Source organism: Mesorhizobium sp. M0998, from assembly GCF_040318885.1.
In the GTDB taxonomy this organism is placed as follows: Bacteria; Pseudomonadota; Alphaproteobacteria; order Rhizobiales; family Rhizobiaceae; genus Mesorhizobium.
Genome location: NZ_JAMYND010000018.1, coordinates 81,928 through 97,290, shown reverse-complemented (window position 1 = coordinate 97,290; position 15,363 = coordinate 81,928). Strand labels below are relative to the sequence as shown.

Here is a 15,363-nt window from a genome sequence, read left to right as displayed (position 1 = left end):
GAACTCCCCTTAATCATACGGCTCTGTCGTACTGCCTCCTGTTCGAATTCGTGTGATGCTTAAAACAATGGTTTGCGTCCGGAACGTCAAGGCCCACCAGTCCCACGATGGTAACTGGTGGGTCTCGCTAGCGCAGGAAGGGACTATTTACTGCGCAAGCCTTTTGCCTTCCCGTGGTTGCGTCTCTCCGCGATAGCGCCGAGTTCCCACTGTCAGCCAACAATAAATCCAATGGCCGCGACCCCGAAACACAGGCCAAATAACGGAAAAAGCAGCCAACGTGCCTGGTGAATGCTCGGGTCCATGGCGGCCTCCTATAACAGTCGGCATCGCAACGGGGCTCCTCGGAACTCAGTTCCTGAAACTCTCGCATTTCGGGCTTTTGCGATAGCAGCCTCGGACCAAAGTTTGGCTGTGCGGGTCCTTGGTCGATAGGCCTACAGACTGAAGTCCCTATGCCAGGAGCCACCCTGCATTCGGCGACCTTTGTGTCCAACTGGCAGCTGCGATCCACCGCCCCCTTCGAATGCTTTGCGTTTCTGGCTCTATGGCAGCAACGCCGTTGGTCTACTGCCGCATCGTTGAAACGCCACCAATACAGACCCATATGCGAATTGCGTCGGATGTCTCCTCCCATTGCGTCCGGCGCGTTCCCCTCTGGAGGTTATAGACCTTCACACTTGGCCGGGCTTAACAGTCCGGCCTTTTCTTTTGGCATTTTGCGCAATCCGCCTGATGGCCCTAATTTGCGAGACATCGGTAAAATCGATTTGCAAATGCATTCATGTGCTCATAACCTGTCACCATGAGCACGATTTCCAAAGTTGCCACGCGAGCGGGCGTGTCGCGCACGACCGTGTCGCATGTCATCAACCATGCGGACCGGGTATCGAAATCGCTGCGTGAGCGCGTACAAGCGGCGATCGACGAACTCGGCTACACCCCGAACCCGCAGGCGCAGAGCCTGCGCACCGGCCGTACCAACATTATCGCGATGCTGATCCCGGACATCCGCAACCCGTTCTATCCGGAGCTGGTGAAAACGGCGCAGTCGACGCTCGAAGTGGTCGGCCTCGACATGCTGATCTTCAACACCGACGTGCCGGGCGGACATTCACAGGATCACGGCCGCGAGTATTTGCGCCAGATCGGGCGCAAGCGGGTCGACGGCGTCATCGTTGCCGACTTCGCGCTGCACGGCATGCACAGCGAACTGCTCAGCCTCGATCTGCCCGCCGTCTTCATCGGCCATCTGCCGAACCATGCTGTCGACAGCGTCCAGCTGGACGATTTCGGCGGCGGCTATCTGATGGGCGAGTATCTGGCGAAGAGGGGCCATCGCCGCATCGCCCATGTCACCGGGCCATCCTTTTTCAAGGAGGCGATGGCGCGTGCCGCCGGTTTCGAAAAAGGGCTCGCCGACAATGGCGTGCCAATCTCCGCCGATCTGCGGTTCGAGGGAAGCTATCTTGCCCCGTCAGGGCGGGAAGCGGTCACCTGGCTCAGGGAGAAGCACGGCGGACACCTGCCGTCGGCGATGTTCTTCGCCAATTATCTGATGGCCTCCGGTGCGCTGACCGAATTCTACGACCATGGGATCAATATCCCTCAGGATATCGCCATCGCAGTCTTCGATGACCTGCCTCAACTGGAATATGTCAGGCCGAAGCTGACCTGTGTCGGCAACAGTCCGACAATGCTTGCCAAGCGCGCCACGGAAATGCTGCTCGAACGGCTGGGTGGCAAAGTCGAGGGCGCGCCGCGCACCGAAGTGATCCCATGCGCGTTGAGCCCATTCGACAGCGCGTGACGCAGATGCCGGCAAAGGGAACGGAGGTCCCTTCGCCAACGTTCGACCGAACAACATCCAAGGGAGGAATTGATGACTGACAAAACGACCCGCGACCGGCCATTGGCCAGCCTGAACCGCCGTCGGCTGATCCAGGGCGGCGCCACTTTCGCTGCCGCCGGCCTCACAGGCTTCCCGTTCATCAACAGGATGGCCGTGCGCGCTCAGGAAGCGCCGCTGAAATTCTGGCAGTTCTATGCGCCTGGGGGAGACGTGAAGCCGCAGGTCCAGTGGTTCGAGAAGCTGGTGGCCGACTGGAACGACGGCCACGACCAGAAGGTCGAGCTCGAATATGTCGTCAACAGCGAATACATCTCCGGTTCCAAGCTGGCAACGGCCTTCGCGTCGGGCGAGGGCCCTGACATCTTCCTCATCAGCCCCGGCGATTTCCTGCGTTATTACAATGGCGGCGTACTTGCCGACCTGACGCCGCATATCGAGGATGCCGCCAAGGCCGATTTCCCGGAAAGCGTCATCGCCAACCGCATGGTGGACGGCAAGATCTACGGTGTGCCGATGGAAGTCGAGCCGATGGCCTTCTACTATTCGGTCAAAGCGTTCGAGGATGCAAAGCTCAACGAGAACGACGTGCCGAAGACCTGGGACGAGCTGTTGGCGGTCGCCAAAAAGCTGACGACGCCCAGTCGCTACGGCGTGCTGTTCGAAACGACTCCCGGCTATTACCAGAACTTCACCTGGTATCCGTTCCTGTGGCAGGGCGGCGGCGAATTCCAGGGCAAGGACGGCAAGAGCGCCTTCGATTCGCCGGCCACCGTCCAGGCGCTGAAACTCTGGCAGGATGCCATCAATACCGGCGTGGCGCCGCGTCAGGTGGTCGGCGGCGGCTTCGACATAGTCGCCAATCTCGGGGCAGGGCTGTGCGCCATGCAGAACTGCGGCATCTGGGGTATTTCGGCGATGGACAACAACGCCAAGGACGTGCCCTACGGCATCTTCAAATTGCCGACACCGGCCAATGGCAAATACGTCACCGTCGGCGGTGGCTGGGCCTTTGTCGCCAATGCCGGAGGCAAGAACCCGGATGCTTCCGCCCAGTTCTGCGCCTGGGCGCTGGCCTCAATGGATCCGGCATCGATCGACCGGGTCGTCAACTGGTGCACTGTCGCCAAGAGCGACATGCCGCCGCGCAACAGCGCGCTGAAGGCCGGCGCCGATGTCTTCAGCACCGGCAAGTTCGGCACCTTCGCCAAGGAGATCCATCCGGGGACGCGCGCCGAGCCGCGGGTTCCGCCGGAGGCCTACAAGATCATCTCCGACGCCATCCAGTCGGCACAGCTTGGCGGGGTTGATGCCCAGCAGGCGGCGACGACGGCCAGTCAGCAACTCGATGCGTTCCTCGCTTCCTATTCCGGCGCGCCGATCCTTTAGGCCCTTTCCAGCATGGATCAGATGAAACCGCCAGCCGCGGGCGCGAATTCCGCCCGCGGCCTCACCGCCAAGCAAAGGGAGCGCTGCGCCGCATGGCTGTTCGTCCTGCCCGATGCGGTTGGCCTGCTGGTGTTCGTCGGCGTGCCGATGCTGCTGTCGCTCGCCGTCGGGTTCTTCGAGGTCAACGGCTTCGGCGGCTACAGGTTCGTCGGGTTCGGCAATTACAGGCGCATGTGGGGCGACCCGCTGTTCTGGTCGTCCGTGAAGGTGACGGTAGCTTATGCCGTCATGCTGGTGCCGGCGCTCTACGTCGCCGGACTGGGACTGGCGCTTCTGGTGCAGAAGACCAACCGCTTCAACGCGGTCATGCGCTCGATGTTCTTTGCGCCGCAGATGGTCAGCCTGGTCGTGGTGGCGCTCGTGTGGCAGCTCATGCTGGTCGAAAAGGTCGGCATCGTCAGCCGGCTGGCGCCGCGCGTCGGCCTCGGCGGAATTTCGCTGCTCGGCGATCCAAATCTGGCGCTGTTCACGCTGGTGCTGGTCAGCGTCTGGTTCCTGATGGGTTTCTACATGCTGATCTTCCTCGGCGGGCTCCAGGACATCCCGGCAGAGTACTACGAAGCCGCAAAGATCGACGGTGCCGGGCCGGTGACAAGCTTCTGGTACATTACTTTGCCCCTGCTCAAGCCGACCAGCTTCTTCGTCCTCCTGGTCTCGCTCGTCGCGGCTGTCGCCGGCGGCCAGGTCTTCGACCTGATCTATGTGATGACCAAAGGCGGTCCGGTCAATTCGACCTCGGTGCTGATCATCTACATCTACAAGCAGGCATTCCAGTTCGGCGCGTTCGGCTATGCATCGGCAATGGCATCGCTGCTGGTGCTGGCGCTGATGCTGGTCACGGTCTTCTTCTTCGTGCTGACGCGCGGCGGACGTTTCGAGCATGACTGACGGCCGAACTCCTTCCGGCCGTTCGCAGATACGAGCGGCGAGACTTGCCTGGATGCTGGCAACCGCCGCACTTGGCCTGATGACGGTATTCCCGCTTGTCTGGATGCTGGTCATCTCGCTCAAGCCGGCGAGCGACGTCTTCACGCCGAGCCTCATTCCGGAACGCCCGACGCTCGGCAATTTCCTCTATGTGCTGACCGAGGTGCCGTTCCTGCGCTATCTCTTCAATTCGTTCTTCGTGTCGGCGACGGTGACGGTCGCCGCGCTGTTCTTTCATTCGATGGCCGGCTATTCGCTCGCACGGCTGCGTTTTCCGGGCCGCGACACGCTGTTCCTCGCCATGTTCTCGACCTTTCTGGTGTCGCTGCCGGTAATCATCGTGCCGCTGTTCATCCTGACGCGGATGCTGCACATGCTGGACAGCTATGCCGGGCTGATCATTCCGGCGATCTTCAACGCGTTCGGCATCTTTCTGCTCAGGCAATACTACCTGTCGCTGCCCAGGGAACTGGAAGAAGCGGCGATCATGGATGGTGCCGGCTACTGGCGCATCTATTGGAGCATCATCCTGCCGCTCAGCCGGCCGATCCTGTCGGCACTGGCGATCCTGTTCTTCCTCGCCAACTGGAATGCTTTCCTGTGGCCGTTGACGATCACATCGGACCTCGATCTCTGGGTGGTGCAGGTAGCCATTGCGAACTTCAAGAGCCAGTACGCCGCCGCCTGGAACTACGTCATGGCCGCCTCGACCATCGTCGCCGTGCCGATGCTGGTTCTTTTCGTGATCTTCCAACGCCAGATCATGGAATCGATCAAGACAAGCGGCCTGAAATAACCGCTGAAGCAAGAGGAGAAACACATGGATAATGCCGGCTTGTCGCCGCTTCGCGGGCTCGCCAAATTGCGCGACGCCAAAACCCGCCGGTTCTCGAGCTACGACCGCACCGGCGGCAATGACGACCGGCTGCATGTTGAACCCGGCCAGACGGTGGTGATTGCCGAGCATGACGGTGCCGGCATTGTCACGCATATCTGGGCGACGCTCGCCTGCAAGAGTGAGGACTTCCTGCGCAAGATCGTGCTGCGCGCTTACTGGGATGGCGAGGAGTATCCGAGCATCGAAACGCCGATCGGTGATTTCTTCGGCATGGGGCATGCCCGCACCCGCAATTTTGCCAGCCTGCCGGTCCAGGCAAGCCCCGAGGATGGCAAGGCCTTCAACTGCTACTTTCCGATGCCGTTTGCCAGCCACATGCGCTTCACCGTCGCCAATGAAGCTGAGGACGACCTGCTTTTCTATTACTATGTCGATCTCGAACTGCATGAGGAACTCGAGGAAGGCCTGGGCCGCTTCCACGCCCAATACAGTCAGCAGCGACCTGACGGCATAGACGAGACGGGATTGGCCAACGAGCAGGTCCTGTTTGGCGGGGAAAACACCGACGGGAACGGCAACTACACCATCCTGGAGGCGGAAGGTCATGGCCACTATGTCGGCGTACTCTATTCCGTCTATTCGCGGCGGCGTTCCGCACTATGGGACTGGTATGGCGAGGGCGACGACATGATCTTCGTCGATGGCGAGCCGGGCATTTCCGTGCCGGATACAGTGCGCAAGCCCGATCCGCGCATCGGACCGAAGGCCGAACTGATCGACGATCGCGGCGAGACCGGCCCCGGCGCCAACGATGCCTGGCCGCCGACGCTGCACGGCACCGGCACGGAAGATTATTTCAATACGGCATGGTGCCCGACACAGGACTACAGCGCGCCCTATCACGGCATCATCGCCGCCGGCGGGCCGAACTGGACCGAGCCGGTTACGCTCTATCGCTGGCACATAGAGGACCCGGTCATCTTCCACAAACGCATCCGGGTGACCATCGAGCACGGTCACGCCAATCGCCGCTCGGACGACATTTCGTCGGTCGCCTTCTGGTATCAGGCCGAACCGCACAAACCGTTCGAAGCGCTTGTCGATGTCGAGGACCGCATCCCCACCTATCGCGCGCCTTATCACAATTGGAATGCCGCCTTCGACGAGAAGAGGCGTTAGGCCGGGATGCGTTCGAATTGAACCGTGCATCCCGCGCTATCTGTGTCGGGGCACGACCCTGCCGCAGCGTGCCGCCTCAGCTGCGAGGTGGAAGTTGCTGGACAGACCAGGTGTTGCCGTCGGGATCCTCAAAGAAGACAAATCTGCCCCAGGGAAAATCCTTGATATCGCTGACCTCGATACCTTGAGCGGCCAGGTACCGGTGAGCCTCATCGATATCGGGCACGACGAGTTGCAGGCCCCTTATGGATCCCGGGGGGCTGTCGACGAGGCCCTTGCCCATGGCAATCGAACAGGCCGAACCGGGCGGCGTCAATTGCACGAAACGTATCTCGTCGCTTACGGTGTGGTCGTGATCGAGATGAAAGCCGACCTTCCCAACATAAAAGGCAATTGCTCTATCGACGTCCGATACGGGGACCGGGACCAGCTCCAGCTTCCAATCCATGACAGCCCTTTCGCAGCTTGATCGCCAAGTGGTGCCGAACACCGTGGGCGCCATCCCGCCGTCTTCCCAATGCCATTGTCGGCGCGGGCCGCTCAGTCAGTCAAGAGATACCCGGGCTCGGGCAACGTGAGGACCGGTCTCATTGCTGAGACGGCGTTCGGAACCGATGAGCACAAGCTCAGTTCGGGGGAGGACAACCACCTTTCGGATCAGCAAGGACGACTTCAATGACGGGAACGCAGGGCGCCGAATACAACTGTGGGAAGGTTGAACGGGCGTGGTTGACGCGCGAAGGGGTTGCTTGGAAGCGACGCTCGCCGAAGCCGGCAAGATCCTCGGGCGGTGAAGCCGAAGCGCAATATGCCGCGAACGCCTACGATTCGGCCTGCCTTCTCCTTGCCGCGATCAAAGACGCCAGCACTGCATCCAAGGGATATCCGAGCCGGCGCGACGTTCTGGCGGCGGTGCGCGATATCCGTTTCAGGGGAATCGCCTATCGCGAGCCGGTGCGGTGGGATGAAAAGGGCGACAATCTGGCCGCTGTGACTGCACTCAACGGGGTGAAAACGGCCGCTTCAGATCGCCGAAATCCAGCAGATGCAGAGTGTCGAGCAGACCTGACGCCGACAGGCTCTCCGACCGAACCGGTTTCCGCCGCTTTGCCAGGACGATTTTCACAGGACCACGAAACAATAATCTCCGGTCGCCGTTTCGCCCGCAGAACCTTTCGAGGAGGCGACGATGAGCGCAACCGGCTTGGACGTTTTCGACAAAACGCTGCAAATAACAAACATCTGGCTTGACGAGATCATGGCGGATCTTGGTCCGGATCGACACGTCGCCTGGCATACATTGGGCGCCGTTCTGCGAACCCTTCGCGACAGGCTGCAGATCGGACTGGCGGCCAAATTGGGAGCGGAACTGCCGCTGCTCGTGCGCGGCGCCTACTATGATCGCTATCGGCCCGCCGACATGCCCGACAAGACACGCTCGCTCGAGAAATTCCTGCAACACATCGCCGATGAATTGAAATCGACCCGTCCTGTCGATCCCGAGGATGCGGCACGCTCTGTGCTGCGTGTGCTTGCACGGCATATCGACCTTGGCCAGTCGGCAAAGGTGCGGGATGCGCTGCCAAAGGAAATCCAGGTCCTCTGGCCTGAAAGCGTGGGCGTCAAATAGCGACGATCCTGCTCATGCGGACGCGCGACGGACCAACTGCCACGAAACGCTGAAAAGGGTAGGTATTGCGCCCGGTGTTGCCGAGATCAATGAGATCAGATGATCGGCAAGATGGTCGTAGTGGGCAGTTTCGGGGCCGATTGTCGTCAATGCCGGATGACTGAATTCGCCCTCGTCAATATTGCCGCAGCCGATGACTGCAATGTCGCCGGGCACGGAGAGGCCGGCCTCCTCGAATGCGTGCAGGGCGGTCACGGCGGCAAGATCGGATTCGACGAAAAGCGCGGTCGGCCGATCCGCGCGGGCGGCCAGCGCCGTAGCATTGGCAAACGCAGCCTTGCGCGCCTCTGCACCGCCGATCACCAGGTCGTCTCGCAGCGGAAGGCCGCGTGCTTGCAGGAAGCTGCGATAGGCGGCGAGACGGCTCCCGTCCACCGCTTGCTCATGCACCATATAGGCGATGCAGCGATGGCCGGCTCGGTAGAGGTAGTCGAGTGCCTCGAAAACGGCCCTGCCGGTATGCTGGCGCACAACCGAGAAGCCTGCCGGCTCGATGGTCGGATGGAAGATCACCGCTGGCCGGCCCGCGGCCGCCAGGCGCGCGGCCAAAAGCATCACCTCGGGCTCGGAGAGATGCTGCCAGTCGGCGATAATGCCGTCTGCCAGCCCGCTCTCGATTTCCCTCACGATCCGGTCGGTTCGTTCGAACGTGTCTCCCGCGGTGATAATTGTCGAAAATCCCCTCAGCGCCGCTCCAGATTGGATATCCTGCGCGATCCGGTCGCTGAACGGCACGCCGAGACGAGGCAGTACAAGGCAGATTCGCTCGGCCTGCTGGCGGCGCAGCTGCCGCGCGGTGCGGTTTTGCACATAGTTGAGCTCAGCGACGGCCTCGAGGATGCGCTGCCGCGCCTCCTTGCCGACGAACTTCAGGCGCGTGCTGTCGCCGCTGAGCAGGTACGACACGGCAGCGGTCGATACATTGGCGCGCCGGGCGACATCGGCCATGGTCGGCGCCTTTCTGCGATCGGAACTTCTCTCGTGCATTGTTGGATCCGCTGCGCGACGTGACATGATCAGCTGTCGCTCAGCCGGATTTCATTCCAGCTTCCATGCCCGGCGGCAAGGATCTCGGGCCTTGCCTCGCCGGCCTCCTCCATCAGGGCAACGATGCGGCCTCGCAGCCATGCACGCGTCGCTGCGTGATCGGGCGAAGCTATGAGATTGATTAGTTCGTTTGGATCGGCATCGAGGTCGTAGAGTCTCGCCTCGACATAGAAATCGCTGCCGGAATCCCGCCAGCCGTCTTTTCCCGGTGCCTCGACCTCATATTTCCACCGTCTGGTGCGCAAGGCGCGGCCGACATGGTGCTCGCTGATTTGAATGAATATCTCGTCGCGCGGCGGCCGTTCGCCCTGCAGTGCGTCGAGCAGCGAGACGCCCTGCATCGAATTGGGCACTTTCAGGCCGGCCGCGGCGAGCAGGGTCGGCGCGAGATCGACGAGGCTGACCAGGCCTTCATATGTGCCGATGCGCTGGAAGCCGGGGCCGTGGAATAGCGTCGGCACGCGGATCGACGCCTCATGACAGGAACGCTTGTATTCGTTGTTGCGAGTCTTGAAGTGACATCCGTGGTCGGAGGTGAAGAGGATGATCGTGTCGTCAAGCCGGCCAAGGCTGTAGAGCGCCTCGATCAGCCGTCCAAACGCCTCGTCGAGGCGTGCGACCATGCCCAGATAGCCGGGGAAATGTTCCGCTGTCGTGCCGCCAAGTGCGGCGAGATCGCCGGGAATGGCGAGCTTCTTGCGGATCCTGTCCTCGTATCCGAGCGGGGCAGGGTAGTTGTCCGTCTGGTTCTGGTGATGCGGCTCGAGGAAGGACAGGAATAGAAAGAACGGCTCGTCTTCCCTCGATGCGACATAGCGGATTGCAGCGTCGGTTAGGGCATCGACGCGGTATCCCGGCAGCTTCACCGCCTTGCCGTCATTGTCGTGGACGACGGTGTCGAAGGGGCCGGAAGTGAACTCCAGGATGTTGGAGGCCAGCCAGTAGCGATAGCCGCCGCGTTGTTCCTGGGTGACCGGCTCGGCGGACCCCAGGTGCCACTTGCCGATGTAGGCGGTGTCATAACCTGCCGCGGTGAAATGATGCGCGAGCGTGCGCTCGCTCTTCGGCAGTGGGATGTCGTTGCGGTAGCAGCCGGTGATGGTCGGGTACCGCCCCGTCTGGAATACGGAGCGGGCGGGTCCGCAAACGGGCTGGCAGGTAAACGAATTCGCCACGAACGTGCCGGTCCCGGCGAGGCGGTCGAAATTTGGCGTAAGCTCGAGCGGATTGCCATGGACGCCAACGGTGTCCCAACGCTGCTGGTCGGTGAAGAAGACGATTACGTTCGGTCGGCGGGACGTCATAGGGTGCAATGGCTCCGAATGGTCATTTCATGCCTGCCAGCATCACGCTGCGGACGAAGTAGCGCTGCGTGAAGAGGAACAGCAGCAGGCTCGGGATGAAGAGAATGATCCCGCCCGTCGCCGTCAGGTTCCACTGGGTGAAGAATTCCTGGTTGAAAAGCGTCAGTCCCGTCGTGATCGGCCGCATTTCGGTGGTGTTGACGGCGACCAGCGGCCAGAGGAATTCGTTCCACTGGAACACGAAGGTGAGGAGGGCCAGCGTCGCCAGTGCCGGACGGACCTGCGGCAGCACGATGCGCCAGTAAAGGCCGAGTTCCGAGCAGCCGTCCATCCGTGCAGCGTCAAGCAACTCGTCGGGAATCGGACGGATGAACTGCCGCATCAGGAAGATTCCATAGGCGCTCATGGCGAATGGAAGGATAAGGCCCTGATAGGTGTTGAGCCATCCCATCCGCGCGGTGAGCACATAGAGCGGGATCATGCGGATGAAGAATGGGATCATCAGCGTAGACAGCACCGCGACAAACATGACGCGCTTACCGGCGAATTCCATCTTCGCGAAGACGTAGCCGATCAACGGATCGAAGATCAGATGGAGGAAGGTAATCCCGCCGGCGATGATGAAGCTGTTGAGCGTGAAACGCGCGAACGGCGCCTTCTGCCAGATGTCGATGTAATTCGTGAATTGCCACGTCTCGGGGATCAGAATCGGAATGCCGCTGAAGACGTCGGCATCGCTCTGCAGCGACAGCGAAAGCATGTAGAGGAACGGAAAGATCGACAGCGCCACGCAGAAGAGCAGCAGTAGGTAGGACGGGAGCGTTTTTGCCAATGTCATGCCAACCTCAATAGGTGGTTTCGCGGTTGAGCAGGCGGAACTGAACGAAGGTGATGGCCAGGATCAGCAGGAACATCAGGAAAGACAGCGCCGAGGCGTAGCCGATGTTGAGCTCGAAGAAGGCTGCCTCGAACACGTGCAGGCTGAAGAACCGCGTCGCGTCGGCCGGTCCGCCCTTGGTTATCAGGTAGGCCGGCGCCAGCTCCTGCAGTTGGCTGATCGTGCTGACGACCGCGATGAACAGCGTGGTCGGCGTCAACAACGGCCAGGTCAGATAGCGGAATTGCTGCGTCGGCGTGGCGCCGTCGATGGATGCGGCATCATAGAAGTCGGACGGGATCGACTGCAACGCGGAGAGGTAGATCAGCATGGCATAGCCGACATCCTTCCAGACCGTGATGGCGATGAGGGTCGGCAACGCGGTCGAGGTGTCGCCGAGCCAATTCTGGGTCGGCAGCCCAAGCTCGGCAAGGAAGCTGTTCAAGATGCCAGTGTAGGGATCGAGAATTGCCTGCCACATCAACGCGACGATCACGAAGGAGGTGATGTAGGGAAAGAAGATGATTGCGCGGATCAGAGTGCGCCCCGGGATCGGCCGGTTGAGCACGACCGCCAGTCCGAGGCCAATGGCGATGCTGGCCGCGGTGACGCCTATCGCGAAGGCCAGCGTCACGAAGAGCGACTGCCGAACGCGCGCGTCGCCGAGCGCAGCAACGTAGTTGTCCAGTCCGGCGAATCGGCTCTCGCCGATCAGCGGCTGGCCGCTGTACAGGCTCGCCCAAAACTCCAGTCCTATCGGATAGAAGAAATAGACCGAGAAATAGAGGATTGCTGGCGACAGCAGCAGGTAAGCGAGAAGCGTTTGTCTGGTGCGCCGGCTGAAGCGGGCAGCTCGCCGGGTCGGCATCGCGCCGACGCGAATGTCCGTATCGGCCGTATCGGTGCTGCCGCTGATAAACATCGGCCTAGTTGTTGGCCAGGATGACGTTGGCCTCGGCCGCGAATTTCGGCATGATCTCGGCTGCTGGCTTCTGATTGTAGATGATATCCTCGAGCGCACTTTGCAGAAGCTTCTCGATTCGCGCGTGCTTGCCGGTGAGGCGCAGCTCGGCGGTGACGTCTTGCGCGTAAGGCAGGCATTTGCTGAAGCTGCCGATGACCGGATCGGCCTGAACCTCGGCGTTTTCGGCCCAGGATTTGCGCGGCATCGTCATGCCCGCTTCCTTGGTAGCCGCTAGTTCCGTGTCGAGCGCGACGAGCCGCTTCAACAACTCCCAGGCCTCCTTCGGGTGCTTGGCGTCCTTAGGGATCATCACGCTGACGCCGCCCGCGAACGTCGCCTGCACCTTGTGCTTGAGTGATGGCGCAACCGCCCAGTTGAGCTTCGGGTTGCCCGAGCGGATCGGCTTCACGTCCCACGGACCGGTTATGATCATTGCGACCCGGTTGGCCGTGAACAGCTTTTGCGGACCCTCATAGTCAGTACCCGCCGCCGGCTTGGTCGCTGCTTTTTCCTTGTGGATCAGGTCGGCGAGGAACTGGATCGCTTCGATCGCCTCAGGACTGTCGAGATTGACCTTGTTTGTCTTGGGATCGTAATAGCTTACGCCGTTCTGCAGCAGCCACGACGAATAATATCCGATGCTCGGGTTGGGAGCGAAGCCGAAGCGGGCGCCGGTCGTCGTCGCCTTGGCAACCTTCAGGAACTCCTCCCAGGTCGCAGGCGGCGCGTCGAAGCCCGCCTGCTTCAGCATATCGACGTTGTAGACGAGGGTGGCGCAGGTGAGGTGGATCTGGATGCCATAGTACTGGCCGCCGAGTTTGTTGCGCTCCACGGAATAGGCTTGCCAGTCGTCGGGATAGCCGATCGCCTTGCCGTCTTGTTCGATGAAGTCGTTCAGCGGCCGCAGCAGATTCCGCTGGCCGAATTCCTGCACCCAGCCGCCGGGTTCGGCGACGAGATCGGGCGGGCTCTTCGCAGCAAAATCCGCCACCAGCTTGGTGCGCATATCCGGCCACTGGAATTTCTCCCACTGCACCGACCATCCGGGATGATCGGCCTCGAACTTTGCTATTGCGTCGGCATAAGCTTGATACGCGTGGCCGGCGTTCCAATAGAGCGTCAGGGTCTCGGCATGGGCTGCACTCGCGGTCGTCAGGGCCACGCCTAAAACCACACCGTGCAGGAACCCGACTGACTTGTAGCGGCGCATCTTGGTCTCCTCCAGGTTTGCCACCGCCTTCCTCACAATGGATGGCGACATATTATTCGATTAATATACCCGCTATACCGCCGTTTTTGTCAAGCTCCGACTGTAATGCAGTGCATAGTTCTGGCCGAACTCGGGCGGAGCTATCTACAGCGCGCGATGCCGAAGTTGCTGGTCTGGACGATCGCGGCCTAACCTGGAAAGATCGTGAAACCGCCATCGACGCGGATTACCTGCCCGTTGATGAAGCGCGCGCGCGGACCGGCGAGGAAGGCAACCGCTTCGGCGATCTCTTCAGGCTCCGCATACCGGTTCAGCGATTTCTTGCTCGAATCCATGCGCTGTGGATCGACCACGCGGCTCGCCTGGAACCGTGCGGTCTTGGTGGCGCCGGGGCTCACCGCATTGACGCGTACGCCATCGTCGATCAGTTCCTTGGCGAGGCAGCGCGTATAATGGACGACAGCCGCCTTGAGCGTCGAGTAGACCACCTCGGGCGAGCAGCCGATATGCGCTGCCGCCGAGGCGATGTTGATCACCGAGCCCGAGCCACGCTTGACCATCGGCGGAACGAACGCCTGGCAGACCAGCATCGTGCCGATGAGGTTGTTCTCGGTTAGAACCTTGATGTCTTCGTAGTCGATGTCCAGTGCGTTGTTGGGATTGGGCTTTACGCCCTTGGCGCCGATGTCGCCGCCGGCGCAGTTTACCAAGACGTGCACGTCGCCGAGCTCCGCCTCGATCTTCCTCTTCATTTCCGCGACAGCTTGCTTGTCGCCGATGTTGCCGGTGACCGCGGTGATGCGCGTCCCGTGCTTCTCCAAGCCCCTGGCAGAGTCGCCGAGGTCCGCGAATTCGCCATATTGAGATGGCCGGGCCCAATCGAGGTCGTGGACCGCGACGTTTGCGCCAAGTTCGGCCAAGCGGTCGGCCATCACGCGGCCGAGGCCGCGTCCCGAGCCGGTGACGAAGGCGGTCAGGCCGCTGAGTTCTCGGGCAGTCATGCTGATTTCTCCATTGCAATGAAATCGAATTTCATCATGTTGGCGGCGCTGCGCCGGATCATGTCGAGCTCGTACGAAACGAGCGCACCGTCATCATTGCGCTCCCATGGCGTGCGGTAGTCGGCGTCGTCCCCAAGGCGGTTCAGGCGCGCAGCACTCAGGCAGGCCGCGAATTCGCGGGCGGTCTTCGGCGCATATCCGTTCCACCAGTCGTCGGTGAGACAGCGAACGTGACGAGCCTCCAGCGCGCCGGGCTCAAGCACCGCCGTCAGCGTGTCGTGGTGCTCGCCAAGGATGGCTGCCAGTTCGGCGAAAGGCACGGCGCCGTCGCCGATCGCGCAGCGGACCAGACGGTAGCCCTCATCCGTGAACTGGACGCGATAGTCCTTGAGGTGAACGTGGCGGACATGGGGCGCGATCCGGCGCGTGAAGGCAAGCGGCGCCTCGCCGACAGGAAAGGTGTTGCCGGTGTCGTAGGTGATGCCGACACCCGGTCCGCCAAGTTCGCAGAACGCAACCAGTTCGTCGCTGCCGAAGTCCTGATGGTTCTCGATGCCGAGCACGCGTCCCTCGGCCGCCGCACGCGGCCCCCATTCCGTCAAGGCAGCGCGAATCGTTGCGTTGAACTCGCTCCATTTCGGACCCCACGCATTGCGGTCGCCGCACAGGACAGGCGTCAGTGCGATACGGATCGTCGTCGCCTCGAGCAGGCGCGCAGCCCGGAAGGCGGTGTCCAGCGGACCTGCCACCACCAGTCCGCCGCTCACCACCGGGACGATGTCCAGCGCGGCAAGACGCCTGCGCAGCGCGACGATTTCGGCGTCAGTCAAGTCGGTCAACCAGGGTTCGTAGATCTCGAGCGTGCGTGCGCCCAGTTCCTGCCCCAGCGTGATGAAGCCTTCCAGCCCCGCGCCGTGCGGATTGTGCCGCGGCGTGCCGCGGCCCTGCAGTCCGAGATGATAGGTCAGTCCGTAGGGGTTGAGGCCGAGACGAAGCATCAGCTTGGCGGTTCCAATGGAGAGCGGAGA

The 15,363-nt window shown here is 61.5% G+C and carries 15 protein-coding genes; 7 read left to right on the top strand and 8 right to left on the bottom strand.

The genetic code is table 11. From position 1 onward, the window contains the following. The first annotated feature begins 805 nt into the window (after window positions 1-805). From NKH59_RS18670 to NKH59_RS18650, 5 genes are all read left to right on the top strand, one after another. Window positions 806-1,810 (top strand): LacI family DNA-binding transcriptional regulator, encoded by a 1,005-nt coding sequence (locus tag NKH59_RS18670; protein WP_352469815.1) that lies wholly within the window; start codon window positions 806-808, stop codon window positions 1,808-1,810. 72 nt (window positions 1,811-1,882) lie between these two features. Continuing rightward, entirely contained in the window at window positions 1,883-3,238 is a 1,356-nt protein-coding gene (locus NKH59_RS18665) for an ABC transporter substrate-binding protein (RefSeq protein ID WP_352539309.1), read from the top strand. 21 nt (window positions 3,239-3,259) lie between these two features. Further along, window positions 3,260-4,186 (top strand): carbohydrate ABC transporter permease, encoded by a 927-nt coding sequence (locus tag NKH59_RS18660; protein WP_352539308.1) that lies wholly within the window; start codon window positions 3,260-3,262, stop codon window positions 4,184-4,186. Continuing rightward, complete coding sequence (locus tag NKH59_RS18655) at window positions 4,179-5,021, top strand: carbohydrate ABC transporter permease (protein ID WP_352469604.1); 843 nt, start codon at window positions 4,179-4,181, stop codon at window positions 5,019-5,021. Before NKH59_RS18660 ends, NKH59_RS18655 begins: the two co-directional genes overlap by 8 nt. Window positions 5,022-5,045: 24 nt before the next feature. Then, complete coding sequence (locus NKH59_RS18650) at window positions 5,046-6,242, top strand: glycoside hydrolase family 172 protein (RefSeq protein ID WP_352539307.1); 1,197 nt, start codon at window positions 5,046-5,048, stop codon at window positions 6,240-6,242. Between the two features lie 76 nt (window positions 6,243-6,318). Here NKH59_RS18650 and NKH59_RS18645 read toward each other — a convergent pair whose 3' ends face one another. Then, window positions 6,319-6,744 carry a VOC family protein gene (locus NKH59_RS18645; protein WP_352469607.1) on the bottom strand — a complete coding sequence of 142 codons (426 nt, stop codon included), beginning with the start codon at window positions 6,742-6,744 and terminating at the stop codon, window positions 6,319-6,321. Window positions 6,745-6,917: 173 nt separating this feature from the next. Between NKH59_RS18645 and NKH59_RS18640 the strand changes: the two genes are divergently transcribed. Both NKH59_RS18640 and NKH59_RS18635 read left to right on the top strand, forming a co-directional pair. Beyond that, the gene (locus tag NKH59_RS18640; RefSeq protein WP_352539306.1) at window positions 6,918-7,493 is read left to right on the top strand and encodes a type 1 periplasmic-binding domain-containing protein; all 576 of its coding nucleotides are present in this window, start codon (window positions 6,918-6,920) and stop codon (window positions 7,491-7,493) included. After that, a complete protein-coding gene (locus NKH59_RS18635; RefSeq protein WP_352448133.1) occupies window positions 7,432-7,872 on the top strand; it encodes a DUF2267 domain-containing protein in 441 nt (146 codons plus the stop codon). Before NKH59_RS18640 ends, NKH59_RS18635 begins: the two co-directional genes overlap by 62 nt. A gap of 12 nt (window positions 7,873-7,884) precedes the next feature. Here NKH59_RS18635 and NKH59_RS18630 read toward each other — a convergent pair whose 3' ends face one another. The 7 genes from NKH59_RS18630 to NKH59_RS18600 form a co-directional block, all read right to left on the bottom strand. Then, window positions 7,885-8,880, bottom strand: a complete 996-nt coding sequence (locus NKH59_RS18630) for a LacI family DNA-binding transcriptional regulator (RefSeq protein ID WP_352539305.1) — start codon at window positions 8,878-8,880, stop codon at window positions 7,885-7,887. Between the two features lie 68 nt (window positions 8,881-8,948). Continuing rightward, window positions 8,949-10,283, bottom strand: a complete 1,335-nt coding sequence (locus NKH59_RS18625) for a sulfatase family protein (RefSeq protein WP_352539304.1) — start codon at window positions 10,281-10,283, stop codon at window positions 8,949-8,951. Between the two features lie 22 nt (window positions 10,284-10,305). Continuing rightward, window positions 10,306-11,121 (bottom strand): carbohydrate ABC transporter permease, encoded by an 816-nt coding sequence (locus NKH59_RS18620; protein ID WP_352539303.1) that lies wholly within the window; start codon window positions 11,119-11,121, stop codon window positions 10,306-10,308. Between the two features lie 7 nt (window positions 11,122-11,128). Further along, a complete protein-coding gene (locus NKH59_RS18615) occupies window positions 11,129-12,082 on the bottom strand; it encodes a carbohydrate ABC transporter permease (protein WP_023675501.1) in 954 nt (317 codons plus the stop codon). Between the two features lie 4 nt (window positions 12,083-12,086). Further along, window positions 12,087-13,334: an ABC transporter substrate-binding protein gene (locus NKH59_RS18610; RefSeq protein WP_353022686.1), complete on the bottom strand. Its 1,248-nt coding sequence runs from the start codon at window positions 13,332-13,334 to the stop codon at window positions 12,087-12,089. 188 nt (window positions 13,335-13,522) lie between these two features. After that, window positions 13,523-14,335 carry an SDR family NAD(P)-dependent oxidoreductase gene (locus tag NKH59_RS18605; protein ID WP_352448128.1) on the bottom strand — a complete coding sequence of 271 codons (813 nt, stop codon included), beginning with the start codon at window positions 14,333-14,335 and terminating at the stop codon, window positions 13,523-13,525. After that, window positions 14,332-15,333: a sugar phosphate isomerase/epimerase family protein gene (locus NKH59_RS18600; protein ID WP_352539301.1), complete on the bottom strand. Its 1,002-nt coding sequence runs from the start codon at window positions 15,331-15,333 to the stop codon at window positions 14,332-14,334. The genes NKH59_RS18605 and NKH59_RS18600 overlap by 4 nt, the downstream gene beginning before the upstream one ends. Window positions 15,334-15,363 lie beyond the last annotated feature (30 nt).